Genomic DNA, 25,114 nt, shown 5'->3' with positions numbered 1-25,114 from the left:
GGGCGTACAACGGTGGTCCCTGCGCTCCCCTCTCCCCGCTCCCCCTGGAGGCACGGATGATGCACCGGCGCGACCTTCTGAAACTGACGGCTGTCGCGGGCGCGGCGGGCGTGCTGACGCTCGACACCGTGACGTTCGCGCACGCGGACGGGCCCGCCCGGCCCGGCGCCGAGGAGTCCCGCAAGGTCACCGGACGCCTGCCGGTCGGTGCTCCCGACTTCGTGTACCTGCCCGTGGACGTCCCGCGCGGCGTCCGCGAGATCGCCGTCTCCTACACGTACGACAGACCGGCCGTGCCGCCCGGCACCCCCGGCAACGCCTGCGACATCGGCGTCTTCGACGAGCGCGGCACGGACCTGGGCGGCGCGGGGTTCCGCGGCTGGTCGGGCGGTGCCCGCACGGAGTTCGCCATCGCCGCCGACCGCGCCACGCCCGGCTACCTCCCCGGCCCCGTACGCCCCGGCACCTGGCACGTCTGCCTCGGCCCCTACACGGTCGCGCCGCAGGGCCTGGCGTACGAGGTGACGGTCACCCTGCGGTACGGGGCGCCGGGCACGACGCCGAGGCCGGTGTACCCGCCGCAGCGCGCCAAGGGGCGCGGCCGCGCCTGGTACCGGGGCGACAACCACCTGCACAGCGTGTACTCCGACGGCCTGCGCACGCCCGCGCAGATCGCCGCCGCCGCGCGCGCCGCCGGCCTGGACTGGATCACGACGACGGAGCACAACACGACGTCGGCGCACGGCGCGTGGGAGGGCCTGTGGGGTGCCGACCTGCTGATCCTGACCGGCGAGGAGGTGACGACCCGCAACGGCCACGTGCTGGCCCTGGGCACCGACCCCGGCACCTTCGTCGACTGGCGCTACCGCGCCCGCGACAACGCCTTCGGCCGCTTCGCCCGCACGATCCGCCGGGCGGGCGGCCTGGTCGTACCGGCCCATCCGCACGCGACGTGCGTCGGCTGCAACTGGAAGTTCGGCTTCGGCGAGGCCGACGCGGTCGAGGTCTGGAACGGCCCCTTCACCCCCGACGACGAGGTCGCGATCGCCGAATGGGACAACGCGCTGGTCGCGGCGGTCCGCGGCGGCGGCCGATGGCTGCCCGCCATGGGCAACAGCGACGCCCACCGCGAACCCCAGACCATCGGCCTCCCGCAGACCGTCGTCCACGCCGAGGACCTCTCGCGGCCGGCCCTCCTGGCGGCCATTCGCGCCGGGCACAGCTGGATCGCGGAGTCGTCGGCGGTGCGGCTCTCCTTCGAGGTGACGGGCGGGCGCGGAGCCCGCGCGGGCATCGGCGAACGGCTGCGGGTGGACCACGACGCGCGGGTGACGGCCCGGCTGGAGGTATCGGGCGTGCCGGCCGGCTGCACGGCGTCGTTCGTGACGGACCAGGGCCGCCTCCTGACCGCCCCGGTCCCGCCGGACGGCCGGCTGGAGTGGCGCACGACGCCGTCGTACGCCGCGTATGTACGGGCGGAGGTGCGGCGACCGGCGGAGGGCGGCGATCCGGCGGGCGTGCCGGGGCCGATGGTGGCGATGACGAATCCGGTGTTCCTGGGGCGGGAGTAGGAGCGGTCCCCGGGCTCCGGGGGAAACTGGGGTCCATGACCAGCGCGACGGAACCTTTTCTGATGCCCGTGGAGGACGTCTTCGTCCTGTCCGACGGCCGTACGGTCCTGACCGGTCGCATCGAGCGGGGGACGGTACGGATCGGCGACGAGGTCGAACTCTTGGGCGGTGATGGCGTGACGCGAACTGTCCAGGTCACCGCCATCGAGAGGTTCCGGGACTGGGTCGAGCGGGCCACGGCGGGCGAGAACGTCGGACTGCGGCTGCGCGGCGTCGAGGGCCGCGAGGACGCCGAGCGCGGCCAGGTCCTCGCGGCGCCGGGCTCGATCGGCGCGCACACGGAATTCGAGGCGCGGGTGTGCATCCGCCCGGAGGAGGAGGTCGGCCGCGCGATCGCCTTCCCGTCGACGCGCGAGGGCCGCTTCATGTTCCGCACTGCGGATTCGCAGGGCGAGATTCTCACGCTCCACAGAGACGGCGAAGAGCTGCACCATGCCTCCCCGGGCCTGGCCACCCTCACGGCCCGCCTGCCGGTACCGGTCCCCCTGGAGCCAGGACTCCACTTCCTCATGCGGGACCGCACGGGGAGCGGGGTGGCCGACGGGGTGGTGACGCGGGTGTGAAGTACGCCCGGGTCGGCTCACCCTCGTGCGCCTCTCCAGCGGCCTGGCACCCTCGGCAGCCCCACATAGGGGCGAATGATGGTTGTTATGGCGACAGGAGGGAAATCTCACCTCACTTCAGTACGGGCTCGGACCCTGCACGAGCTCGCATACCGGCTGCTCCAAGGAAGGGGCCTCGACATGCCGCGTTCTCCCGCTCGTACGTTCTTCCGCCTCCTCACCGCGCTCGTGGCCACGTTGACGCTGGGAGTGCTTCTGGCAGCTCCCGCGACGTCGGCGGCCGAGCCCGGGGCCCGGTCCCTTGCCCAGAAGACCGTAGCGATCCAGAACTTCACGTTCACTCCGCAGTCGGTGACCGTCAACGCCGGCGACTCGGTCCGCTGGGTCAACAACGACGAAGACACCCACACCACGACGTCCGACGGGCCGGGATGGGACTCAGGAGACCTGCCACCGGGCGCGGCCTTCACCCGTACGTTCACCACCCGGGGGACCTTCGTCTACCACTGCACCCTCCACCCGTCCATGACCGGCACGGTCATCGTGCAGTGATGGCAGGGTGATCCCCGGACGGGCTGAAAGCGGCTGAGCCCAGCCACAATCAAGCCCGTCTGGGGGCACCTCCCAGCGGTAGCCGGGGGAGCTTGAGGACGCGCCCGCAGGGCGCTCGCCGCCGCAGGCGGCAAAACGACCCGCGGCCGAAGATCCGCCAGGCACGGCCTAACGTGCCACAGGTGCGACGACACATAGACTTCGACCGCCTGCACAACTTCCGTGACCTGGGCGGCTATCGCACCCAGGACGGACGAACCGTGCGCTGGGGCCGCCTCTACCGTTCCGACGCGCTCTCCAAGCTCCAGGGCGCCGACTGGGACCGTTACCTTTCCCTGGGCGTGCGCACGGTGATCGACCTGCGCTACCCGTGGGAGATCGAGGCCAAGGGCCGAGTACCCGAATCCGCCGGGCAGACGTACGTGAACCTCAGCGTCGAGCACCGGCCCTACGACCAGGCCGAGATCGACCCGGGCCTCGATCCATGGCGTTACCTCGCCGACCGCTACGCGGAGGTCGCCCTGGACGGCGCCGAGGAGTTGAAGCAGGCCCTGGAGCTCATCGCCGGAGCCGACGACTCCCCGCAGGTCTTCCACTGCGCTTCCGGCAAGGACCGCACGGGCCTGCTGGCCGCGCTGGTGCTCTCGCTCCTGGACGTGGGCGTCGACGACATCGCCGCGGACTTCGCGCTCACCGAACTGGCCACGGACCGGCTGATCGCGGACTGGGCGGCCGCCCACCCGACCCGCACCCTGCGGTGGCCCGGCTACGGACGAGCGCCGGAGGACGTGATCCGGCTGTTCCTGTCCGACCTCACCACGACGTACGGCTCGGTGCGGGATTACGCGGTGAAGCACGTCGGTGTCGACGACGCGTTGATCGACCGGCTGCGGACGCAATTGCTGGTCTGAGCGCCGGCCGCGCGTGCCGGCTACCCGGCGTGTACGGACGCCCGGTGGGCGGTGAGCCGGGCGTCGGCGCGCCGCATCGCCGCCCAGTCGTGCCGACGCTCCGCCTCCCCCCGCAGCTCTACGAGCCCGAGGCAGGCCGTACAGCTCTCGGCGGCCCCGAGGGCGATGACGCCCGGCCCTGACGTACCGGCCACGGCGACCACGCCATCGGCGACGGCACGCTGAAGCCGCCGTTGCTGCTTGAGCAGCGCGTCGGCTCCCCACCCCAGGCTTCTGGCCAGGGTGATCGCGGATGCGTAACCGTCGCCGGGCCCGATCCCGAGCCGGTACCGCCCTTCCTTGACCACGGCGATGGCGTCTTCCCGGATGGGATCAGCGTGGGGACGGTCGCGGACGGCGGCTTCCAGGTCGGAGGCCGCCGCGCCGATGAAGGCACGGAGACGGCTGGTCAGCGCGGCCATGCGCTCGGGGGTGGGCAGCATGCGGTGCATGGAGGTGGCTTCGCGGATGGCTTCCTCGATGGGGGTGCGCCTCGGCGCTGAGACAAGCTCTGCCGGCTGAGGGCCGGTGAGTCCTCCGCCGACATGGGCGGTGTGCGGGAAGGGAGGCATGAGGGCTCCTTGAGGAGCGGTACGACGGGACTGCCGATGACCCAAATACCGTCGCGCAGCACCCCGTTGCCTTGCAGCTTAAAGAAGTAAGTTCTCGAAATTGGCATATGACAAAGCTCGAACAATGCTTGCCTGAGAGGGGACAGCCGGTGGGAGACTCCCAACAGGGGGCCGACGACCACGAGCTGCGGCTCACAAGGCACCGACAGGGATGAGCCGACGGGGTACAGGGGCACGTCGACCCGCGCATCATCAGGAGGCCGAGGTTGGCAGCACGACGCGGTCCGACGTTCCGTCGGAGGGAGCTGGGCAAGGAGCTCCGTCGCCTGCGAGAGAAGAAGGGATTCGGCACGAAGGAGGCCGCCGCAGCCATCGAGAGCTCGGAATCGAAACTCAACCGGGTCGAGTCCGGTCACAACCAGTTGCCGCGTGTCCGCGACCTGGAAGACCTACTGGAGCTGTACGGCGTTACGGACCGCGCCGATCGCGAACACCTGCTGATGCTGCACCGCGACTCCCTGAGCGCCGACTGGTACCGGCCCTATCAGAACTTCATGCCGTCAGGTCAGCCGTTGTACGTGGGTCTGGAGTCCGATGCCGCCTCGATGCGCGCATGGCATGCGCAGCTCGTCTTCGGCCTCCTCCAAACCGAGAACTATGCCCGCGCCTTGTTCACGACGGCGAAGCCGATCGATGAACGGACGACCGAATTCGTCGAGGAGAGCATCGCGCTCCGCATGAAGCGCAAGGAGATCGTTCACGGAGACGACCCGATTGAACTGCGGGTGATCCTCGACGAAGCAGCACTCCGCCGCGTGGTCGGCAGCGCTGACATCATGCGGGAGCAGTACGAGGAGATCCAGAGGGTGTCCGCACTCGATCACGTGACAGTCCAGGTCCTTCCGCAGAATCTCCCCGCTTACCGGGCCCTGGCGAATTTCGTGATCCTGGACTTCGATGCCGGACTCGACCCGGTCGTGATGGACGAAGGCGCATCAGTCATGACCGTTTCCGACAAGCCCCGCGAGGTCTGGAAGCACGCCCGAAGGTTCGACGCGATGCGGGAGAGCGCTCTGGCCCCGGCCAGGACCGCCGAATTCCTCCAACGACTGGCGAGAGAGATCGATGACCACTAAGGCCCGGTCAACAGCCCTCCAAGTGGCTGATGAGAGCTCCTGGTTCAAGTCCTCGCACAGCGGCGACAACGGAGGGGGCGGCTGCATATCGGTCGCGGTGCTCACCGAGCGGGTGGGCATACGCGACTCCAAACAAGCCAACGGCCCCGCCCTCACCGTCCCCGCCGCCGCCTGGGCCTCTTTCATAGATGAGGTCCGCTCCGGCCGGCTTACTCACGGCCCAGTCGACTGACCTGGTCCGCGCCGCAGCCCTTGGGTGCCTTCGCGCGGGGCGTCAGCAGGGCGGGCTGCTCACCTGCGCCGGTGCGGTGGTCGCGGCGAGTCCGCCCACGATGGCGGCCGCGACAACGCCATGCGCACCGACACATCACATAAAAATAGTAGCCATGTACATAGTAGCCATGTACTCTACTTGTCATGAGCAACGGTTCACCGGGCCCCACACCCGGTTTCCTGGTATGGCGACTCGCCAACAAGTGGCGCGTCGCGGTCGATCGCGCGGTGGCTCCGCTGGGCCTCACCCACGCGCAGTACTCACTGGTCGCATCGCTGCACGGCATGCAGCGCGCCGGCGAGCGGCCCAGTCAGCGCCGACTCGCCGACCACACCGGCCTGGAGGCGCTGTACGTCTCGAAGCTGGCGCGCGCCCTGGAGTCGGCCGGCCTGATCGAGCGCACCCGCGACCCCCGCGACCCCCGCGCCGTACAGCTCGCCCTCACCGAGCGGGGCCAGGCCGTCACGCGGCAAGCCATCGCAGTGGTCCAGGACCTGCTTCAGCAGTTGCTGGAGCCGCTCGGCGGCCTCGACGACCAGCGGACGCGCGCGTTCACCGACGAGCTGACAACCCTGCTCGACGCACCCCTCGATCCATCCGTACCGAACGACGAGAGCGCTCAGGAGACAACACCATGACCACCACCGCACCCGTCGCCAACGCCCGCGCCCTCGGCCTGGCCCACTACGCCGCCCGCGGCGTCCTGGAGCACGTCCTGACCCGGCACGGCATCACGTTCCAGCAGCAGATCGCCCTGCGCGCCGCCGTCACCGCCGACGCCCCGCAGACGCCGGACGATCTCGTCACCCAGGTCCAGGACTCTCTCAAGACCGATCCGGCCGACATCCGCGCCACTCTCGACGAGCTGCTGGCCAAGCAGCTGCTCGACGTGGACGGCGCGCGACTTCGCCCCACGAAGGCAGGGCGCGAGCTGATCGCCGCCGTCGGCGCGGAGACCGCCCCCATCACCGCCCGCGTATGGGGCGGGATACCCGCCGAGGACCTGGCCGCCGCCGGCCGCGTCCTCGCCCTGGTCACCGAGCGCGCCAACGCGGAGCTTGCGGCGCTGACCGCCTGACCAAGGGCGCGGCGGAGGCAGTGGTCGGCGAACGGGTGCCCTGCCATCCCCATGTTGTGGGCAAGGCAGGGCACCAAACGTCAGCAGGCGCGTGCGCCCGCTCGTGGTCACCGAGGCTGGTAGGTGGTGGCCAGTACGGAGACGGTGACCCGGTTCGGCAGGATGCCGTCATCGTCCAGGTCTGCACGGTTCAGGTGGCGTGCGCTCGGCGTCATCCCCACCAGGTCGAGGGCCTCCAGCCTGGTGAGGGGTGTGGGGTACTCGATCTGTTCGGTAACGGCGGCCTCGAAGAAGGGGTCCAGCCTTTGGCGCAGTCGTTCTTCTTTGGCCGGGTCGATCGTGACCATCGCAGGCACCTGGCCGCGCAGCTCGGCCAGGTGCCGCCCGGTAGGACGCACCACGATCAACCGGCCGGTCGGGCGCAGCACCCGGTGGAACTCGGGTGGGTTGCGCGGGGCGAACACGTCCAGCACAACGCCGGCCACCCCTCGCGTGCTGATCACCCGCACAGTTTCGTCCCCCGTCACATTCTCCCGGCGGATTCCGTCAGTGAAGTGACAAAGCAACACGACGACCCCACCCGGGGGTGACCGACGACCGACTCGAACTCCGAGGCCGATCGGCGCCCCGGCGCGAACGTCGCCGGACCGACGAATGGACAGGACGACACGATGCTGACCAACATCATGTACGTAACGCTCAATGTCACTGATCAGGACCGCGCGCTGAGGTTCTATGCGGAACAGCTTGGCCTGGAGAAGCGCGTCGACTACCCGGGTCCTGAGGGACGCTTCCTCACCGTGGGCGTCCCTGGCAGTTCGGTCGAGATCATCCTCTGGCCGCAGGCTGCTGCCCCGGGGCAGCCGGCCGAGGTGCAGCCGGACACCACGCCCGGCCAGGTCTTCCTCGAATCGGACAACCTGAGGAAGGACTTCGAGGTGCTTCGCGACCGCGGTGTGACATTCGAACAGCCCGAACCGGAGGACTACGCGTTCGGGGTCCGCATCGAGGCCGTGGATCCGGACGGCAACCGGATCGCGCTGCGGCAGCGCGGCCGGGCGAGCCGTAGTGATGGCTGACCGTCCGTAGGCCCCGCGCGGTCGGCGCCGCGCGGCGCCGACCATGCCACGATCCGACCCGTGGTGCCGGTGCACTGGCGTTGAGCGCCGACGGTGTGGGTGCTCTTCGCCCCTTCGCCGGTCTCGTCGATCACCCGCACCGCCGGGTCGTCACGCTCAGAACGCGATGACGGAGTGCACCGGCTCCCCGAAAGAATCTTGACGCCAAACCACTGGCATGAGCTACGGACCGCCGCGGCGAGCCGGTCCACGCCCGCCACCGCGCTCACACCGATCGTCAGCCGGATCGCCCGCATCACGGACACGCCTCGGGCCGCCACCGCCCGAGCGGTTGACCCGGCTCGTACCAGCGGCCGCCCCTCCCCGGCGGGGAGAGGCGCCCGGCCGCGCCCCGGCCTATCCTGGCCGCAGGGGGCCGGCCCGCCCCAGGAGCAGCCATGGCCACCACCAAATGGTTCTTCGAGCCCGGCCACACCGGCGCCGAATTCCGTGCCCGCCACATGATGGTCACCAACGTGCGCGGGCAGCTCAAGAACGTACAAGGCTCAATGGAAGTCGATCCCGAGCGTCCGGAGAAGGCGCGCATCGAGGCGACCGTCGACGCGACGCAGGTGTACACCGGGCAGCCGCAGCGCGACGGTCATCTGCGCAGTGCGGATTTCTTCGATGTCGAGAACCATCCGACGTGGACGTTCTCCGGTTCCCGGGTGCATCAGGCGAGCGCGTCGGAATTCGAGGTCACCGGCGACCTCACCGTACGCGGAGTGACGCGGCCCGTGACCTTCGACGTCGTCTACCTCGGGCAGTGGGACACACCCTGGTGGGAGGACGGGAAGGACATGGGGCCGAGGCGACGTGCCGGCTTCACCGCCAAGGCGCGCGTCAATCGCCATGACTTCGGCGTCAGTTGGAACGACGTCGTCGACCGCGGCGGTGTGGTCGTCTCCGACCTGATCGACGTCGTGGTCGACGTCGAAGCCGTCCTGGAGGCGGGCGAACCGCCCCCGTGACCGAGCGGCTCAACAGGCGGCCCAGCTGACCCGTGACACCGAAGTTCGACCGGTAGGACGGTCCTGGTCAGTGGCCGCCGCTGGGGGTTTCGCAACCGGAGTGGTCGGGGTAGCCGCCGAAGGACTCCGCCCGGGTGGAGCCGGGGTTCATCGTGCCTTCCACGCACAGCAGCGGAGAGGCGTCGACCTCGATGAGGAAGCCGACCCCGGTGGGGCCGTTCTCGTACGATCGCACCTTCCCGGCGGGGTAGCCGAGGCCGGTGAGCGCGCTGCGGGTGTGTTCCGGGGCGAAGTCACCGCGCTCGCGGAGCGGTTCGAGTGCGGCCTCGATGCGCCCGACGGCTGCGAGCCCGTCGCAGCGGCGCCGGCCGTGCAGCGGGAAGGGGACCCTGAAGCCGTGGTTCTCGGCATAGTGGTCGCCGGGTGCGGCCGAGCCCGACGTGTCCGCCGTCGGCAGTGGTGTCGGCGTGGCGCTCTCGCCGGGGCACGGGAGGTCCACCGGCGTACTCGGCGTCGCCATCCCAGTCGGTGTGGGATGGGAACGCCGGTACGCGTCGGCGGTACCCCCTGGTTGCTGTGTTCCGCATCCCGCCGCCAGCACGGCCAGCACCGCCACCGGCAGCATCCCGCGCCGGGCTCTCGTTCTCCTGATCATCGCCATTCCCCGATCCTCTCCCGCACCGCGGCGGACGTCATGAGTCTTCGTACTCATAGGGCGGTGACGACCTGCACGACCAGCTCGACGCCGCACCGGACCGGACCGGAGTGACGAGACAGGCTCAGTCGGCCTGCGGCCACTCCCAGCCGAGCTGGAGGAACAAGCCGAGCCGGTCGCTGACGGCCCGGATGCCGGTGATCCTGGCTTCGGCCAGGGTGAAGATCCAGATCGCCTCGTTCTCCTGCCACGCCCCCGCCCCAACCTCGCCCCTGACAGGAGGCCGGGCCGGACGCCGGGCGTCCGGTGCCACAACGCTCGGTCGGGTGGTTTGGAACCCACCCGTCGCAGTCACGTCGAGCCGATCGGAAGGATGGATCCGCTGTTGCCGTCGAGAGGGACATCGGGTCCGGCGGCGTCAAGGGGAGGGGATCGTCGTGGGGATGAAGTGGGGGATGAAGTGGCCTGCCTCTCCATGGGGCATGGGGCTGGCCCTGGTCACCGCCCTGGCATCCGCGGCGGCGCCAGTGGCCGCTCACAGCCAGGCACCGCATCAGCCGGCCCGGCGCGTCGTGCTCACGAACGTGGACGACGGCCGGCCGGTGCCCGTGAGCGAGGGTGACGACATCGAAGTCCGCCTCACCGGCTACCGCGAACGCGGGCTCAACTACACCTGGAGCATCCCGCGGACAAGCGACTTCACGGTGCTCCGTCATACCGCCGGCGGTACGACACCGAACGGCGGCGCGTCGGCGGTCTTCCATCAGGAACGTCCCGGCAAAGCCACCATCAGCGCGCAACGACACTGTCGCCCCGATCCGGGCCGTCTCTGCCCCTTGATCGACTCGCCTTGGAAGGTCACGGTGACCGGGAAGTGACCGGATGGACCACCCGGGCCCGGCCTCCGGCCCGGTCCTCGCCGGTCACCTGACCCCGTCGTCGAGCGCCGCCGCCATGCGGTCGAGGTCGGCGAGGAGCTCGAGGAGCGTCTCGGGCTGCGCCGGGCGCCCGTCTCGCCGCCCGGCGCCGTGGTGTTCGCCACCGAGCCGGTTCCGTTCGCCGTTCGGGAGCCGCTGCCGGGAGTGGATCTCGACGCCGTCGAGCGGCCCGGCCTCGGGGTCGCCCTGTGGTTCCGGACCACCGACGCGCAGGCCCTGCACGACAGGCTCCACGCCGCCGGGACCCCCATCGTCAAGGCCCCCTCGGACGGCCCCTTCGGCAGGATGTTCACGTTCGCCGGTCCCGGGGGCTACGCCATCACGGCACACGAGGACTGACCATGCCCACCGCCCGCCCGGCGCTCACGTCCCACCGGCCGGACGCCGGTCAGTCCTCCACCACCAGCGCCGGCGTCGACCGCGTCAGGACCTCGCCGCGGAAGAACGCCGGGCTGCGGCGGCTCATCACCAGCATCAGCACCACGCCCACCAGCAGCAGCCCCACGCCGATCACGAAGACGGAGCCGACGCCGAGGACCGAGCTCCCGCTGCCGTACGCCGGGTCCCACATGTCGTAGAGCGTCTTGCCGAAGACGGCCGCGAGGAGCAGGCCGCCCACCGCCGGGAAGACACCCTTGAAGAGCGCGTCGCGGGCCGAGCGGCGCAGGTCGGCGCGGAAGTACCAGGCGCAGGCGAAGGCCGTGATCGAGTAGTAGAAGCAGATCATGAGGCCGAGGGCGTAGACCGTGTCGATCAGGACGTTCTCGCTGAGGAAGCTCATGACCGCGTAGAAGACGCCGGTCGCGATGCCGGCGGCGATCGTGGCGCGGCCCGGGGAGCGGAAGCGCGGGTGGACGCGGGCGAAGGAGGGCGGCAGCGCCTCGTACGCGCTCATGGCCAGCACCGTGCGGGCGACCGGCAGGAACGTGGTCTGCAGGCTGGCGGCCGCCGACGCCAGGACGGCGACGAAGAGCAGGATGCCCAGGACCGTGCCCAGGACGGGATCGGCGAGCGCGGCGAAGACGTTGCTGGCGGTGTCGGGGTTGCCGAGGCCGGTGCCCTCGTCGCCGACGCCGGCGAACATCTGGGTGGCCACGGCGGTCAGCAGGTACGAGCCGACGAGCACCACCATGGCGATGAGCGCGGCGCGGCCAGGCGTCTTCGCGCTGCCCTGCGTCTCCTCGTTGACGGTGAGGCACGCGTCCCAGCCCCAGAACATGAAGATCGAGAGGGAGAGGCCGGCGGTGAAGGCGGCGAAGGACTGGACGGCGAAGGGGTTCAGCCAGGTCCAGGAGAAGTCGATGGAGCCGGCCGGTTCGCCGGAACCGGCCTTGACGAGCGCCATGGTCACGAAGACGGCGAGCACGGCGAGTTGCAGGCCGACGAGCGCGTACTGCACGCCCTTGGTCGCGGTCATGCCGCGGTAGCTGATGGCGGTGGCGACGGCGATGAAGGCCAGGCATGTCGCGACGTGGACGGGCCGGTTCCCGTCGAGCGCGGCGATGGTGCCGCTGCCGGTGATCTCGCCGAGGAGGAGGTAGAAGAAGGACGTCGCGACCCCGGCGAGGTTGGACAGCACGATGATCGTCGCGATGACCAGGCCCCAGCCGCACATCCAGCCGATCCGGGGTCCGAACGCCTGGACGCTCCAGGTGAAGGACGTGCCGCAGTCGGGCACGGCCTTGTTCAGCTCGCGGTAGGCGAAGGCGACCAGCAGCATCGGCAGGAAACCGGCGAGGAAGACCGCGGGCATCTGCACGCCGACCTGGCCGACGGTCGGGCCGAGGGTGGAGGTCAGGCAGTAGACGGGGGCGACCGTGGAGATGCCGATGACGGCACTGCCGAGCAGGCCGACGGAGTTGCCGCTGAGGCCCTTGGTGCGTCTGTTGTCGGTGCCGACGCTCGTTACCGTGTCTCCGGCCCTGGGCCGCGGGTCTACCTGAACCATGAGCAGGACGTTAGGTCCTGCTGTTTCCGCATCCGGAGTTTTACGGCCCAGCTTCCGGACCTTGAAGTTGCCCTTGATGACGGCAAGTTGACCTGGCAAAGAAAGGCACCTGTGCAGTTACGGTCGGTAACTCGCAGGATCAAGGCCCTCCGCACCTCCCTGCGGGAATCGCACCGGAACCCCTTTTGTCCCGGTTCGAAAATTTCCCGCGCCCCTCCCGGCACCCGTCACGTCCCCACCGTCTCCGTGTCCCGGCCCGACCGCAGCACCACCCCGGGCACCGCGCCCGTCACCACGTCGTGCCGCAGGGTCTCCACGCCGTTGACCCGTACGCTCACCACCCCCACCGCCCGCGAGTCCAGCCGCGGGCCGTCGCCCGGCAGGTCGTGGACGAGCGTGGCCGGGCCGGCGTCGACGCGGGCCGGGTCGAAGAGCACGAGGTCGGCGCACCACCCCTCGGCGATCCGGCCGCGCCCGCGCAGGCCGAAGAGGCGCGCGGGATCGTCGGTCAGCATCCGTACGGCCGTCTCCAGCGGCACCAGCCGGCGCCCGCGCAGGCAGTCGCCGAGGAACCGCGTCGTGTACGGGGCGCCGCACATCCGGTCCAGGTGCGCCCCCGCGTCCGAGCCGCCGAGCAGGACGTCCTCGTGCTCCCAGGTGCGGCGGCGCAGCTCCCAGCTCGCCGGGTCGTTGTCGGTGGGCATCGGCCACAGGACCGTACGCAGCTCGTCGGCGGCGCAGATGTCGACCAGGCAGGAGAAGGGGTCGGTGCCGCGTTCGGCGGCGATGTCGCGGACGACCCGCCCGGTGAGGCCGTCGTTCTCCTTGGCGTAGGTGTCGCCGATGACGTACCGCCCGAAGTCGGCGAGCCGGCGGAAGACACCGGCCTCCTCGCTGTGCGCGCACCGCAGCAGCTCGGCCCGTACGGACTCCTCGCGCAGCCTGGCGATGCGTTCCGGCACGGGCAGGCCCAGGACCTCGCCCCAGCCGGGGATGAGGTTGAGGGCGCAGAACGTGCCGAGCGACATGTTCATGGGCGTGAGGATCGGCATGGTCAGCGCGACGATCCGGCCGCCGGCGGCGCGGGCCCGGGCGCTCGCGGAGAGCTGGCGGGGCACGCGCTCGGGGACGGCGGCGTCGATGGTCAGGACGTTCCAGTTCAGCGGCCGGCCGGCGGCGGCCGTCATCCGCGTCAGGAGGTCGATCTCGGCGTCCGTGAAGCGGTCCAGGCAGCCGGCGACGATGGCCTCGATCTGGGTGCCCTCGTGCGCGCCGACGGCACGGCACAGGGCGAGCAGCTCGTCGGGGAGGGCGTGCCGGGAGGCCACGGGCCGGCCGTCGCCGTCGGAGTGGGTGGACGACCGCGTCGTCGACAGCCCCCACGCACCGGCGTCCATCGCCTCGTGCAGGAGCGCGGTCATCGCCGCCAGTTGTTCGGGCGTGGGCTGCCCGCCCACCGCGTCCGGGCCCATCACATGGCGGCGCAGCGCGCAGTGGCCCACCATGAACCCGGCGTTCACGGCGGTCCGCCCGTCCAGCGCGTCGAGGTACTCCCCGAACGACGACCACGTCCAGGGCGCGCCCTCTTCGAGGGAGGCCAGCGACATGCCCTCGACCTTGCTCATCATGCGGCGGGTGTAGTCGGCGTCGGCGGGCCGCGCGGGATTGAGGGGCGCGAGGGAGAAGCCGCAGTTGCCGCCGACGACGGTGGTCACGCCGTGGCTCATGGACGGGGTGGCGAAGGGGTCCCAGAAGAGCTGCGCGTCGTAGTGCGTGTGCGGGTCGACGAAACCGGGCGCGAGAACGAGCCCGGAAGCGTTCTCCTCGGTCCGCGCCCGCTCCCCCACCCGCCCGACGAGCGTCCGCCCCGGAGCGCCGATCACCGCGATCCGCCCGTCGCGGATACCCACGTCGGCGACGTAGGAGGGGCGTCCGGTGCCGTCGACGACGGTGGCGCGGCGGATGAGATGGTCGAGCATGGGGAACTCACCTCGGTCTCTGTCGCGGCACGGAACGACGGCGGCGCACCCACATCAAGCCCGTCCGGGGGCCCCGGTAGCTGGGGGAGTTCGAGGACACCCGGCCGCCAGGCCGGGCACCCCCGCCGACGGGGAACCCGGAATCACCCCGCTCGCCGGAACCGCGACGTGCGATGAACGGGATCCGTATCGATCTTCGGAATGACGTGCTCCCCGATCAGCCGGATCGTCCGCATCGTGTCCTCGTACGGCACCCCGATCGGCAGCCCGAACGACAGCTGGTCGGCACCCGCCTGCTCCCACCGCTTGCACTGCCGGAAGACCTCGTCCGGGTCGCCGCAGATCATCAACTCCTCGGCGATCAGCAGCTCGATGATCTCCTCGCTGTACTCCGGCAGCAGCTCCGGCCAGCGCGGGATCCCCTCGGGGCGGGGGAACGTGTCGTGGTAGCGGAAGAGCAGCGACTGGAGGTAGTGCAACCCGCCGCTCGCGGCGATCGCGACGGCCTCGGCGTGGGTCTCGGCGCAGATCGCGGTCGAGGTGACCATGACGTTGTCGTTGACGAAGGCCCCGACCGGCTCGGCCTCCTTGATCGCCGACTTGTAGGAGTCGACCACCCACTCCATGTCGGATACCTTCTGGACGCTGAAGCCGAGGACGCCGAGCCCCTTCCGGGCCGCCATGGCGTACGAGGAGGGGGACCCGGCCGCGTACCACATGGCCGGGTGCGCGCGCCCGTACGGCTTGGGCAGCACCTTGCGTGGCGGGAGGGACCAGTGGGTGCCCTGGAAGCCCTGGTACTCCTCCTGGAGCCACATCCTCGGGAATTCGGCGATCGTCTCCTCCCAGATCTCCTTGGTGTGGTTCATGTCGGTGATACCCGGCATGAACCCGAGGATCTCGTGGCTGCCCGCGCCCCGGCCGGTGCCGAACTCGAAGCGCCCGCCGGAGAGGTGGTCGAGCATGGCGGCCTTTTCGGCGACCTTGGCGGGGTGGTTGACCTGCGGGAGGGGATTGAAGATCCCGGAGCCGAGGTGGATGCGGTCGGTCGCGTGCGCGAGGTAGCCGAGGAAGACGTCGTTGGCGGAGAGGTGCGAGTACTCGTCCAGGAAGTGGTGCTCGGAGGCCCACGCGTACTTGAAGCCGGACCGGTCGGCCTGGATGACGTACTCCGTCTCCTCCAGCAGCGCGTGATGCTCGGCGTCGGGGTCGGTGCGCGACCGGCTCGCCGGTACATAGCCTTGAACGAAGAGTCCGAATTCCAAGGAGGTTCACCGTCCGTCCCTACAATTCTGACGGTACGTCAGATCAGTTGGGGAGACTCTGGCACCGGCACCTTGGAGCGTCAAGAGAGCGGGCGGGGGCGCCTGCGCGGCGGCCGGGTGCGACGGCTCACGGAAACAGCCGCGCCCCCGCAAGCCACCCCCCGTCCAGGACGAACGGCTGCCCGGTGGCGTACGAGGAGTCGTCCGCCGTCAGGAACAGCGCCAGCCGCGCCACCTCCTCCGGCCGTCCCGCGCGCCCCAGCGGCACCACCTTCCGGTAGAGCTCGGCGGTGGCCTCGGCGGCCCGTACGGGGTCGGCGGCGGGGTCGAGGCGGGCCGGGTTGATCATCGCGGTGTCGATGGCGCCCGGGCACATGGCGTTGACCCGGATCCCCCGGTCGGCGAGTTCCAGCGCCGCCACGCGCGTCATCGCGACGACGGCCGCCTTGCTCGCCGCGTAGGAGGTGAGGAGGGCCAGGCCGGACAGCGCGACGTACGAGGCGGTGTTGACGATCGTCCCGCCACCGGCCGCCGCCAGCTCGGGCGCGGCCGCGCGCATGCCGAGGAAGGTGCCGAGCTGATTGACCCGTACGACCTCCAGGAACTCCTCGAGCGGAGTGGCGACCAGCTCGTTGTAGCGGAGGATGCCGGCGTTGTTGACCAGCCCGTCGAGCCTGCCGAACCGCTCCTTCGCGGCCGCGACGCCCGCGCTCCAGTCCGCCTCCTCGCCCACGTCCAGGTGCACGTACGCCGCCGTGTCCGCACCCAGCTCCTCCGCGACGGCCCGCCCCCGCTCGTCCAGGACGTCCGCGAGCACGACCTTCGCACCCTCGGCGACGAAGAGCCGCGCCTCCTGCTCACCTTGCCCGCGCGCGGCGCCGGTGACGAGCACGACGCGGCTGTCGAGTTTGCCCATGGGGTCCGTCCTTTCCTGTCGGCGTGTGGCGGCGAGCGCCCTGCGGGCGCGCCCTCAAACTCCCCCGGCTACCGCTGGGGGTGCCCCCAACGGGCTGGATTGCGGACGGGCTCAGCCCTTTCAGCCCGTCCGGCGCTTGAGGACACCGCCGCGCAGCGGTGGTGCGGACGACACGGCCCGCGGCCAAAGGCCCGCCGGCCACCCCTAATCACAGAGCAACGGCGCCACCCCCGTCGCGAACACCTCCATCTGATCCAAGAGTTCACGCAGCCCGCGGCAGCGAAACCGCACCTGGATCTGGTCCACGCCCATTCCCGCGTACACCCGCAGCGACTCCGCCAGCGTCCCCGCCCTGCCGGTCAGCGTGCCCGTGCCCGTGTCCCACGCGGGCGTGCCGACGTACAGCGGCTCGGCGATCGCGCCGACGGCGAACGGCCCGTCGAGGGCCGCCTCCTCGCGGAGCCGGCGCAGCGTGGCGACGCGGTGGGGCAGTTCCTCGCGGCGGTCGCCCTGCGAGAGCCAGCCGTCGCCGCGCAGGGCGGCCCGGCGCAGCGCGGCCGGCGACGATCCGCCGACCCAGACGGGCGGCCGGGGCGTACGGACGGGCCGGGGTGCCTGCCCGAGGCCGCGGAAGGCGAAGCGGCGGCCGCTGAACTCGGGGAACTCGGCCGGGCCGAGAGCGGCCTTGAGGGCGTCGATCGTCTCGTCGAGGATCGCCCCGCGCCGCCCGAAGTCCACCCCGAGCGCCTCGAACTCCTCGCGTACGTGCCCGGCGCCGACCCCGAGGACGAGCCGCCCGGCCGCGAGCCGGTCGACGGTGGCGTACTGCTTGGCGAGGGCGAGCGGGTGCCGCAGCGCGGCCACGGTGACGTGGCTGAGCAGCAGCGTGCGCTCGGTGACGGCGGCGAGGTGGGCGAGGGTGGCCACGGGGTCGTACCAGACCGTGCCCATGGCGGCGGCCAGGCGCGTGGGGACGGCGACGTGGTCGCAGGTGGCGAGGTACGCGAAGCCGAGCCGGTCGGCGGTACGGGCGATCTCCCGCAGGTCGGAGGGGCCGGCCTCGACCTCCCAGGGTTCGGCGTAGAGGGTGCTGAGCGAGGTGATGGGCAGCTGCATTCCGTACGACAACCGCCCCTCGGGCAGGACCCGCAGTCCACTGCCGACGCCGGTGCTGGTACCCATGGCACCTCCACGCGATTCTGACGTTACGTCACATACTGTGGTGTGCGGCCATGCTCTTGGCTTACGGACCGGCAGGCAAGGGTGGGGAGTGGACGGCCTTAGGCCGTGTCCGGCGGATCATTGTGAGCGGGCGGCTGCGGGCCGTGTCGTGCGCACCACCGCTGCGCGGCGGTGTCCTCAAACTCCCCCAGCTACCGCTGGGGGTGCCCCCAACGGGCATGATTGTGGCTGAGCCCAGCCGAATCAAGCCCGTCTGGGGGCACCTCCCAGCGGTAGCTGGGGGTTTGAGGACGCGCCCGCAGGGCGCCCGCCGCCGCAGGCGGCAAGGACGGCCCGCAGCCGAAGATCCGCCGGACACGGCCTAGGCCGGCGGGCACTACACCGTGCCCCGCGCGGCCCTCCACATGGTGTGCTCGCGGCTGATCGCCTCTTCCGCGTCGGCGACCTCGCGCGACCAGGCGGCCTCGTCGGTGGTGAGGGTGAGCCGCTGGTGGACGATGCTCAGCTCGGTGGCCGCGAAGGTGTACGCCCGCCCGAGCGCCTCGTACTGCCGCACCGCGAACCACGCCGCCCCGGCTCCCAGCACCGCCGCCAGTACGCCGGGCAGGTCGAACTCCACCCATCCGAGGAGCCGCAGGGCCGCGGCCACGACGCCGAGCCCCTCGACGGCGATCAGGACCAGGCGCCAGCGGTGGGCGAGGGTGGTGTTGAGCGCGGCCTTCGTGCCGTACCACCGCTGCTGGTCCTCGATGCGGCCCTTGAGATAGGCGTCCTTGCGGGCCTGGAAGGGGCTGTCCCGCAGGCGGTTCATGGCATCGGTGGCGGCCATCGAGCCGACGGGGGCGATGCTGCTGACCGGCGCCTCGCGCAGCAGCACCTCCAGCCGCTCGTGGAACTTCCGGGCGGCGGCCTCGCCCTGCAACTGCGCGGGGAACGGTTTGCCCGCCACCGCGTACCGCCAGGCCAGCGTCTTGGTGGACTCCGCGAGGGCCCGCCCGTCGTACCAGGACTGCTCCGGGCGTTCCGCCAGCATCCACACTTCGAGGCAGACGGTGCCGACGAACGCCACGAGCACCGCCGCCACGGCGGCGGTCATGCTGAACGCCGCGCCCACGGCGGCGAGGACCGCCAGCACGAGCCGCCATTTGGTGACGGACATATAGCGCCGCTGCCCCGCGATGGAGGCGGTGTCGGCAGCCCGGAACACCACGGGGAAATCGCCGTCCCCCAGAATCAGCTCACCGCTCACGCCGGCCCCCAGCCCCTCGCGCAACGCGGGGAGTTTACGGCGGCAAAGGGGGCGGCGTCCGGGGAACGGGTGTTTCAGCGGAACGAGGCCGCCAGGGAGGTGCGGACGAGCACGCCGCCTCCGCACCCTTCCGTTCGCCCGCAGTTTCGGTTCGTTTCGACAGTGGGATGAACGGACAACGACCGCCGCCCGGGTCATGAGCGAGGGGGAGGCAAGGCGATGGATGACGCACCTGCCGGCCAGGGGAGTTTCCGCTACGACGGGTTCATCTCGTACAGCCACGCGGCCGACAGCGCCAAGTCCGCGCATCTGAGACGCGGATTACAGAATTTCGCCCGCAATTGGCGGCAGTTGCGGGCGCTCCGGATCTTCCTCGACAACGCCTCGCTCTCGGCCAACCCGTCCTTGTGGGGCGAGGTCGAGCGGAACCTTTCCGGTTCCGGGACCTTCATCCTGCTCGCCTCCCCGGAAGCCGCCCGCTCGCCCTGGGTGGCCAAGGAGATCGCATGGTGGCGGGCGGGTTCTCGGGCCCGTCACTTACTGATCGTCGTGACCGGTGGCGAACTGGCCTGGAACCACGGGGAAGGGGACTTCGACTGGGACCGGACCGACTGCCTGCCGCGCGCTCTGGAGGGCGCGTTCACCGAGGAGCCCCGGTGGGTGGATCTTCGGTGGATGACGGAGGAGGACAGCGGCTCGCTGCGGGACCCCCGCTTCCAGAAGTGCGTCGCCGACCTGGCCGCGCCGCTGCACGGTCGCCCCAAGGAAGACCTCATCGGCGAGGACGTCACCCAGCACCGCAGGGTCCGGCGGTTCACGCGGGGTGCGGTGGCCGCCATCACGGCACTGGCCGTCGCGGCCGGCACCACCTCGGTCATCGCCTTCCAGCAGCGGGACAGGGCGCGGGACCAGACCCGCCTCTCTGGCGTACAGCACCGACGGGAAGACTCTCTACGCCGGCTCGGAGCAGTCTGTCGACGTCTGGGATGTCTCCGGCGAGCATCCACAGAAGCGGGCGACCGTCCGGCTTCCTTCGGAGAAGGGCACGAACGCCCGTTCCGTCACCGCGCTCGCGCCTCGCCGCTACGGAACGGTCGCCGCGATGACGGCCGACGGAGCGGCGCACATCGTGGACACCTCGACGGGCCGCGCACGGACCACCGTCAAGGGGGACGCATCCGCCCGGTACAACGGTCTCCTGGGTGCCCTGGGCGGAGACGGCCGCATGGCCGCGGTCGCCGGCATCAAGGGTGACGTGTCCGTCCATGACGTGGCGTCCGGGCGCGTACTCCAGACGGTTCCCTTCGGCGGGGAGCGAGTCGAGGACCTCTTCCTGTCCGAGGACGGGCGCTCGCTGTACCTCGTGGGTGCCGCGCGTACATTCGCTCGCTGGGACATCGGCGCACGCCGCTTCCGGTGGCGTTCGGACGGGGCCGGGGCCAGGCACGTACAGGTGAGCGCCGACGGCAGAAAGGTCGTCACCCTCGCCTCCGACGGCACCGTCACCCAGTGGGGGCGGAGCACGGGGACCGGCTGAGCGGCTTCACCGTTCCCAAGGCGACCGGGTCGATGAACGGAATGGTGGGGACCGGTGACCAGACCGGCATGGCCTTCACCCCCGATGGGGGCACCTTGTGGACCGTCACCGAGGCCGGCGAGGTGCTGTCCTGGGACCTGTCGGAGACGTCATGGATCGAGGGCTTGTGCCGCATCGCCGGCCGCGACCTCACCGACGCCGAGTGGCACCGCTACGTAGGAACCACCCGCCCCTCCCGCCGCACATGCCCTTAGGTTCGCGCCCCCGCCCAGAGCCCCTCCCCCGTCAGCCCCAGCAGCTCGATCGCGTTGCCCCGGACGATCCGTTCCACCACGTCCGCCGCCAGGTGCCCCATCTGTTCCTCCGCGACCTCCCGGGACCGGGGCCACGTGGAGTCGGAGTGCGGGTAGTCCGTCTCGTACAGGACGTTGCCCTCCCCGATGGCCGGCAGGTTGCGGAGCCCGAACGCGTCGTCGAAGAAGCAGCCGTACACGTGCGTGGCGAAGAGTTCGGAAGGCGGGCGCAGGACCTTGTCGGCGACGCCGCCCCAGCCGCGGTTCTCGCGCCAGACCACGTCCGCGCGCTCCAGGACGTACGGGATCCAGCCGATCTGCCCCTCGGCGTACATCACGCGCAGCCGCGGGAAGCGGTCGAACGTGCCCGACATCAGCCAGTCGGTCAGGGAGAAGCAGCAGTTGGCGAAGGTGATGGTGGAGCTGACGGCGGGCGGTGCGTCGGGGGAGGTGGAGGGCATGCGGGAGGAGGAGCCGATGTGCATGGCGATGACCGTGCCGGTCTCGTCGCAGGCGCGCAGGAAGGGGTCCCAGGCGTCGGTGTGGATGGACGGCAGGCCCAGGTGCGGCGGTATCTCGGAGAAGCAGACCGCGCGCACGCCCCGGTCGGCGTTGCGGCGCACCTCGGCGGCGGCCAGGCCCGCGTCCCAGAGGGGGACGATGGCGAGCGGGATCAGGCGGCCGCGCGCGTCGGGGCCGCACCATTCCTCGACCATCCAGTCGTTGTAGGCGCGGATGCCCAGCAGAGCGAGTTCGCGGTCCTTGGCCTCGGTGAACGTCTGGCCGCAGAAGCGGGGGAAGGTGGGGAAGCAGAGCGCGGACTGGACATGGTTACGGTCCATATCGGCCAATCGTTGCGGCACGCTGTAGGACCCGGGTCGCATGCCGTCGTAGGTGATTCCTTCCAGCCTGATGTCATCCCTGGAGAATCCGACGGCGGAATCAAGCCGCGTGAGCGGACGGTGCAAATCCTCATAGATCCACCAGTCCGCCATCGGGCCGTCGTCGCCGGACGCGCCCATGACGGGTGCGAACCGTCCGCCGACGAAGGTCATTTCCTTGACGGGCGCCCGTACGATTCGCGGTCCGACGTCGTGATACTTCGCCGGAAGTCGGTCCCGCCAGACGTCGGGAGGCTCGACCGTGTGATCGTCCACCGAGATGATCCTGGGGAAGCTCGCCATGGCTGACACGGTAGCGACGATCTGACGAACCGTCAGCACGTTGGTGAGGCGGTCCTTGGCAGGCCTTGTGGAGAGGCCGGACCCCTGCTGACGCGGAGGCCGTGAACAAGGCAGACTGGCCGGTGCGACCGAGCGGGACAAGCAGGGGGTCACAATGGCCGGCGACACAGGGCACGGGCAGCAGCTGCGCTTCACCGTGCTCGGGCCCGTCCGGGCCCGGCGCGGCGGGGTACTGCTCCAGACCGGTTCGCCCCAGCAGCGGGCGCTCCTCGCGGCCCTGCTGCTGCGCGGAGGGCGCACGGCCACCGCGCCCGAGCTAGTGGACGCGCTGTGGGGCGAGGAACCGCCGCACGCCGCGCTCGCGGCACTGCGCACGTACGCCTCCCGGCTCCGCAAGGCGTTCGGGCCCGACGCCGCCGCCCTGGTCAGCGAGTCCGGCGGCTACGCGATACGGGTCGGGCACGACTGCCTCGACATCGACCACGCCGAGCGGCTCGCCACCGAGGCCGAGAAGGCCCGCGCCGCCGGGGACCGCACCCGTGCCCGCGACCTGATCAACGAGGCCCTCGACGTCTGGGACGGCGAACCGCTGGCCGGCCTGCCCGGCCCGTACGCCGAGACCCAGCGCACCCGGCTGGAGGAGTGGCGGCTCTCCCTCACCGAGACCCGCCTGGACCTCGACCTGGAGGTCGGCGCCCACGCCGAGGCCGTCTCCGAGCTCACCGCCCTGACCGCCGCCCACCCGCTGCGCGAGCGGCTGCGCGAACTGCTGATGCTCGCCCTCTACCGCAGCGGCCGCCAGGCCGAGGCCCTCGCCGTCTACGCCGACACCCGCCGGCTGCTCGCCGACGAGCTGGGCGTCGACCCCTGCCCCGAGCTCGCCGAGCTCCAGCAGCGCATCCTCCAGGCCGACGCCGACCTCGCCCTGCACCTGTCCCCGGCCGACCGGCCCGGTGCCGGCCCCGCCTTCATCCGGCCCGCGCAGCTCCCGGCGACCGTCTCGGACTTCACCGGCCGCGGCACCTTCGTGGACGAGCTCAGCGACCAGCTCGCCACGGCGGAGGGCCGCATCATGGCGGTGTCCGCGGTCGCGGGCATCGGCGGCGTCGGCAAGACCACGCTCGCCGTGCACGTCGCGCACGCCGCCCGGCACCACTTCCCGGACGGCCAGCTGTACGTCGACCTCCAGGGCGCCGGGCCCGTACCGGCCGAGCCGGAGGCCGTCCTCGGATCGTTCCTGCGGGCGCTGGGCATCGCCGACGCCGCCATTCCGGAGGGCCTGGAGGAACGCGCCGCGCTCTTCCGCTCCACCCTCGACGGCCGCCGCGTCCTCACCCTGCTGGACAACGCCCGCGACGCCGCCCAGATCCGCCCGCTGCTGCCCGGCACCGAGGGCTGCGCGGCGCTCGTCACCAGCCGCGCCCGCATGGTCGACCTCGCCGGCGCGCACCTCGTCGACCTCGACGTGATGAGCCCGGACGAGGCGCTGGTCCTCTTCACGCGCATCGTCGGCGCCGAGCGGGTCGGCGCGGAGCGCGACGCCGCCATGGACGTGGTGGCGGCCTGCGGCTTCCTGCCGCTCGCCATCCGCATCGCCGCCTCCCGGCTCGCCGCCCGCCGCACCTGGACGGTCTCGGTCCTCGCCCGCAAGCTCGGCGACGAGCGCCGCCGCCTGGACGAGCTGCGCGCCGGCGACCTCGCCGTCAAGGCGACCTTCGAGCTCGGCTACGGCCAGCTGGAGCCCGCCCAGGCCCGCGCGTTCCGCCTCCTCGGCCTCGCCGACGGCCCCGACCTCTCGCTCGCCGCGGCCGCCGCCGTGCTCGACCTGGGCCTCGACGACACCGAGGAACTGCTGGAGTCCCTGGTCGACACCTCGCTCCTGGAATCCGCGGCGCCGGGCCGGTACCGCTTCCACGACCTCGTACGCCTCTACGCGCGTGCATGCGCCGACCGCGACGAGCAGCCGCCCGCCGAGCGCGAGGCCGCCATGTCGCGGCTGCTGGACTTCTATCTGACGACGGCGGCGGGCGTGTACGTCCAGGAACGCCCCGGCGACCAGCTCCTCGTCCACCTGTCGCCCACCACCCACCCGGGGCTGACCTTCACCGACCACGCCGCCGCGGGCGACTGGCTGTTCGCCGAGGCCGGGTGCCTGCTGGCGTGCGTACGGCAGCACGCGGGCGGCACCGGCGGCACCCTGAGCCGCGCCGTCGACCTGCTGCTGGCGGCAAAGGACCTCGCGGAGTCCGGTGCCGACTCGCGCCTGTACGAACAGGCCGCCGCGTCCCTGCTGGCCGCCACCAAGGAAGCCGGCAACACCCGGGCCGAAGGGCGCGCCCGCTACATCCTCGCCCACGTGCACAGCATCGGAGGCCGGTTCGAACTGGCCGACGAGCAGGCCCGCCACGCGGGCCTGCTCGGGCGCTCCTGCGGCGACCCGATCCCCTGCTGCTACGCACCCAACATCCGCGCCATCATCGCCATCTACGAACACCGGCACGAGGACGCCGAGACGTACGTGCGCCAGGCCCTCACCGCCTTCCGCGCCGACGGCAACCGCCCCGGCGAGGCCAGCGCCCTCAGCAACCTCTCGCGCGTACGCCTGGACAGCGGCCGCGTCGGCTCGGCGGTGGAGCTCGCCGAGCAGGCGGTCGCCCTCTACCGCGAGATCGGCGTCTCCTGGCGGCTCGCCAACGGCCTCTACGCCCTGGGCCTCGCCCTCACCCACGGCGGCCGCTACGAGGAGGCCCTCGCCCGGCTCACCGAGGCCCTGCCGATGTTCCGCGACAACCGGCAGCGGCTGTGGGAGGGCATGACCCACTACCGCCTCGCAGAGGTCCACCTGGCCGCCGGCCGCCCGGCCGCGGCGGCCCACCACGCCGAGCAGGCCCTGAAACTGCGCGGCATCGGCGGCGAATGGCGCCGCGGCAACGTCCTCATCGTTCTGGGCCGCTCCCTCGACGAACTCGGCCAGCCGGGCCGCGCCCGCGCCTGCTGGACGGAAGCCCTGTCCATCTTCGAACAACTGGGCTCGGCGGAGGCGGCGGATGTACGGGGGTTGCTGGCGGGGGTGGTGACGGCGGCGTAGGGCGGGGTGGGGCGGGGCTCGGGGGAGGCTGGACG

24 protein-coding genes and 3 pseudogenes are annotated in these 25,114 nt (G+C 71.3%); 16 read left to right on the top strand and 11 right to left on the bottom strand.

Annotation, left to right across the window (positions count from 1 at the left end):
* The first annotated feature begins 59 nt into the window (after positions 1 to 59).
* From J7E86_RS00720 to J7E86_RS00705, 4 genes are all read left to right on the top strand, one after another.
* Complete coding sequence (locus J7E86_RS00720; protein ID WP_215078648.1) at positions 60 to 1,571, top strand: CehA/McbA family metallohydrolase; 1,512 nt, start codon at positions 60 to 62, stop codon at positions 1,569 to 1,571.
* A gap of 35 nt (positions 1,572 to 1,606) precedes the next feature.
* The gene (locus tag J7E86_RS00715; protein WP_215078615.1) at positions 1,607 to 2,194 is read left to right on the top strand and encodes an EF-Tu/IF-2/RF-3 family GTPase; all 588 of its coding nucleotides are present in this window, start codon (positions 1,607 to 1,609) and stop codon (positions 2,192 to 2,194) included.
* A gap of 180 nt (positions 2,195 to 2,374) precedes the next feature.
* Positions 2,375 to 2,746, top strand: coding sequence for a cupredoxin domain-containing protein (locus J7E86_RS00710; protein ID WP_215078613.1), 372 nt, complete (start codon positions 2,375 to 2,377; stop codon positions 2,744 to 2,746).
* Positions 2,747 to 2,928: 182 nt separating this feature from the next.
* Positions 2,929 to 3,657, top strand: a complete 729-nt coding sequence (locus J7E86_RS00705) for a tyrosine-protein phosphatase (protein WP_215078612.1) — start codon at positions 2,929 to 2,931, stop codon at positions 3,655 to 3,657.
* 20 nt (positions 3,658 to 3,677) lie between these two features.
* Here the strand turns inward: J7E86_RS00705 and J7E86_RS00700 are convergent, their stop codons facing one another.
* Positions 3,678 to 4,268 carry a DUF6415 family natural product biosynthesis protein gene (locus tag J7E86_RS00700; protein WP_215078610.1) on the bottom strand — a complete coding sequence of 197 codons (591 nt, stop codon included), beginning with the start codon at positions 4,266 to 4,268 and terminating at the stop codon, positions 3,678 to 3,680.
* Positions 4,269 to 4,534: 266 nt separating this feature from the next.
* Here J7E86_RS00700 and J7E86_RS00695 point away from each other — a divergent pair, with 266 nt between their 5' ends.
* The 4 genes from J7E86_RS00695 (at position 4,535) to J7E86_RS00680 (ending at position 6,756) form a co-directional block, all read left to right on the top strand.
* On the top strand, positions 4,535 to 5,404 hold the full coding sequence (locus J7E86_RS00695; RefSeq protein WP_215078608.1) for a helix-turn-helix transcriptional regulator: 870 nt from the start codon (positions 4,535 to 4,537) through the stop codon (positions 5,402 to 5,404).
* Positions 5,405 to 5,426: 22 nt separating this feature from the next.
* Entirely contained in the window at positions 5,427 to 5,636 is a 210-nt protein-coding gene (locus tag J7E86_RS00690) for a DUF397 domain-containing protein (protein WP_308312419.1), read from the top strand.
* A 185-nt stretch (positions 5,637 to 5,821) separates the two neighbouring features.
* Entirely contained in the window at positions 5,822 to 6,316 is a 495-nt protein-coding gene (locus tag J7E86_RS00685; protein WP_215078605.1) for a MarR family winged helix-turn-helix transcriptional regulator, read from the top strand.
* Positions 6,313 to 6,756, top strand: a complete 444-nt coding sequence (locus J7E86_RS00680; protein ID WP_215078603.1) for a MarR family transcriptional regulator — start codon at positions 6,313 to 6,315, stop codon at positions 6,754 to 6,756. Before J7E86_RS00685 ends, J7E86_RS00680 begins: the two co-directional genes overlap by 4 nt.
* Before the next feature lie 107 nt (positions 6,757 to 6,863).
* Here the strand turns inward: J7E86_RS00680 and J7E86_RS00675 are convergent.
* Positions 6,864 to 7,244, bottom strand: a pseudogene (locus J7E86_RS00675) (methyltransferase type 11); the annotation flags it as partial.
* Between the two features lie 183 nt (positions 7,245 to 7,427).
* On the opposite strand from J7E86_RS00675, the gene J7E86_RS00670 reads away from it, so the two are divergent.
* Positions 7,428 to 7,835: a VOC family protein gene (locus J7E86_RS00670; protein WP_215078601.1), complete on the top strand. Its 408-nt coding sequence runs from the start codon at positions 7,428 to 7,430 to the stop codon at positions 7,833 to 7,835.
* Positions 7,836 to 8,272: 437 nt separating this feature from the next.
* Positions 8,273 to 8,845, top strand: a complete 573-nt coding sequence (locus J7E86_RS00665; RefSeq protein WP_215078599.1) for a YceI family protein — start codon at positions 8,273 to 8,275, stop codon at positions 8,843 to 8,845.
* A gap of 67 nt (positions 8,846 to 8,912) precedes the next feature.
* On the opposite strand, the gene J7E86_RS00660 is transcribed toward J7E86_RS00665, so the two are convergent.
* Together J7E86_RS00660 and J7E86_RS30615 are read right to left on the bottom strand one after the other, a co-directional pair.
* Positions 8,913 to 9,365 (bottom strand): hypothetical protein, encoded by a 453-nt coding sequence (locus tag J7E86_RS00660; protein WP_251018481.1) that lies wholly within the window; start codon positions 9,363 to 9,365, stop codon positions 8,913 to 8,915.
* Between the two features lie 259 nt (positions 9,366 to 9,624).
* Positions 9,625 to 9,813 (bottom strand): hypothetical protein, encoded by a 189-nt coding sequence (locus J7E86_RS30615; protein ID WP_251018480.1) that lies wholly within the window; start codon positions 9,811 to 9,813, stop codon positions 9,625 to 9,627.
* A 169-nt stretch (positions 9,814 to 9,982) separates the two neighbouring features.
* Between J7E86_RS30615 and J7E86_RS00650 the strand changes: the two genes are divergently transcribed.
* Together J7E86_RS00650 and J7E86_RS00645 are read left to right on the top strand one after the other, a co-directional pair.
* Positions 9,983 to 10,378, top strand: a complete 396-nt coding sequence (locus J7E86_RS00650) for a hypothetical protein (RefSeq protein WP_215078595.1) — start codon at positions 9,983 to 9,985, stop codon at positions 10,376 to 10,378.
* A gap of 102 nt (positions 10,379 to 10,480) precedes the next feature.
* Positions 10,481 to 10,777, top strand: a pseudogene (locus J7E86_RS00645) (VOC family protein); the annotation flags it as partial.
* A 49-nt stretch (positions 10,778 to 10,826) separates the two neighbouring features.
* Here J7E86_RS00645 and J7E86_RS00640 read toward each other — a convergent pair.
* The 6 genes from J7E86_RS00640 to J7E86_RS00615 form a co-directional block, all read right to left on the bottom strand.
* Positions 10,827 to 12,386, bottom strand: coding sequence for an APC family permease (locus J7E86_RS00640; protein WP_215078593.1), 1,560 nt, complete (start codon positions 12,384 to 12,386; stop codon positions 10,827 to 10,829).
* 227 nt (positions 12,387 to 12,613) lie between these two features.
* Entirely contained in the window at positions 12,614 to 14,365 is a 1,752-nt protein-coding gene (locus tag J7E86_RS00635) for an amidohydrolase family protein (RefSeq protein ID WP_215078591.1), read from the bottom strand.
* A 143-nt stretch (positions 14,366 to 14,508) separates the two neighbouring features.
* Positions 14,509 to 15,630, bottom strand: a complete 1,122-nt coding sequence (locus tag J7E86_RS00630; protein ID WP_215078589.1) for an LLM class flavin-dependent oxidoreductase — start codon at positions 15,628 to 15,630, stop codon at positions 14,509 to 14,511.
* Between the two features lie 127 nt (positions 15,631 to 15,757).
* Positions 15,758 to 16,546, bottom strand: a complete 789-nt coding sequence (locus J7E86_RS00625) for an SDR family NAD(P)-dependent oxidoreductase (protein ID WP_215078588.1) — start codon at positions 16,544 to 16,546, stop codon at positions 15,758 to 15,760.
* A 204-nt stretch (positions 16,547 to 16,750) separates the two neighbouring features.
* The gene (locus J7E86_RS00620) at positions 16,751 to 17,728 is read right to left on the bottom strand and encodes a TIGR03619 family F420-dependent LLM class oxidoreductase (RefSeq protein ID WP_215078587.1); all 978 of its coding nucleotides are present in this window, start codon (positions 17,726 to 17,728) and stop codon (positions 16,751 to 16,753) included.
* 376 nt (positions 17,729 to 18,104) lie between these two features.
* The gene (locus J7E86_RS00615) at positions 18,105 to 19,001 is read right to left on the bottom strand and encodes a DUF4231 domain-containing protein (RefSeq protein WP_251018479.1); all 897 of its coding nucleotides are present in this window, start codon (positions 18,999 to 19,001) and stop codon (positions 18,105 to 18,107) included.
* A 195-nt stretch (positions 19,002 to 19,196) separates the two neighbouring features.
* Here J7E86_RS00615 and J7E86_RS31955 point away from each other — a divergent pair.
* From J7E86_RS31955 to J7E86_RS00600, 3 genes and pseudogenes are all read left to right on the top strand, one after another.
* Positions 19,197 to 19,481 (top strand): annotated as a pseudogene (locus J7E86_RS31955) (TIR domain-containing protein); the annotation flags it as partial.
* A gap of 598 nt (positions 19,482 to 20,079) precedes the next feature.
* Positions 20,080 to 20,514, top strand: coding sequence for a hypothetical protein (locus J7E86_RS00605; RefSeq protein ID WP_251018478.1), 435 nt, complete (start codon positions 20,080 to 20,082; stop codon positions 20,512 to 20,514).
* Positions 20,515 to 20,546: 32 nt separating this feature from the next.
* Positions 20,547 to 20,768, top strand: coding sequence for a hypothetical protein (locus J7E86_RS00600; protein ID WP_215078581.1), 222 nt, complete (start codon positions 20,547 to 20,549; stop codon positions 20,766 to 20,768).
* On the opposite strand, the gene J7E86_RS00595 is transcribed toward J7E86_RS00600, so the two are convergent.
* Positions 20,765 to 21,991 carry an amidohydrolase family protein gene (locus J7E86_RS00595; RefSeq protein ID WP_215078579.1) on the bottom strand — a complete coding sequence of 409 codons (1,227 nt, stop codon included), beginning with the start codon at positions 21,989 to 21,991 and terminating at the stop codon, positions 20,765 to 20,767. The genes J7E86_RS00600 and J7E86_RS00595 overlap by 4 nt on opposite strands.
* Positions 21,992 to 22,145: 154 nt before the next feature.
* Here J7E86_RS00595 and J7E86_RS00590 point away from each other — a divergent pair, with 154 nt between their 5' ends.
* A complete protein-coding gene (locus tag J7E86_RS00590) occupies positions 22,146 to 25,079 on the top strand; it encodes a BTAD domain-containing putative transcriptional regulator (RefSeq protein ID WP_215078577.1) in 2,934 nt (977 codons plus the stop codon).
* Positions 25,080 to 25,114 lie beyond the last annotated feature (35 nt).

The sequence above is a fragment of the Streptomyces sp. ISL-11 genome (assembly GCF_018614525.1).
In the GTDB taxonomy this organism is placed as follows: domain Bacteria; phylum Actinomycetota; class Actinomycetes; order Streptomycetales; family Streptomycetaceae; genus Streptomyces.
This window is presented reverse-complemented; position numbering and strand designations above follow the sequence as displayed.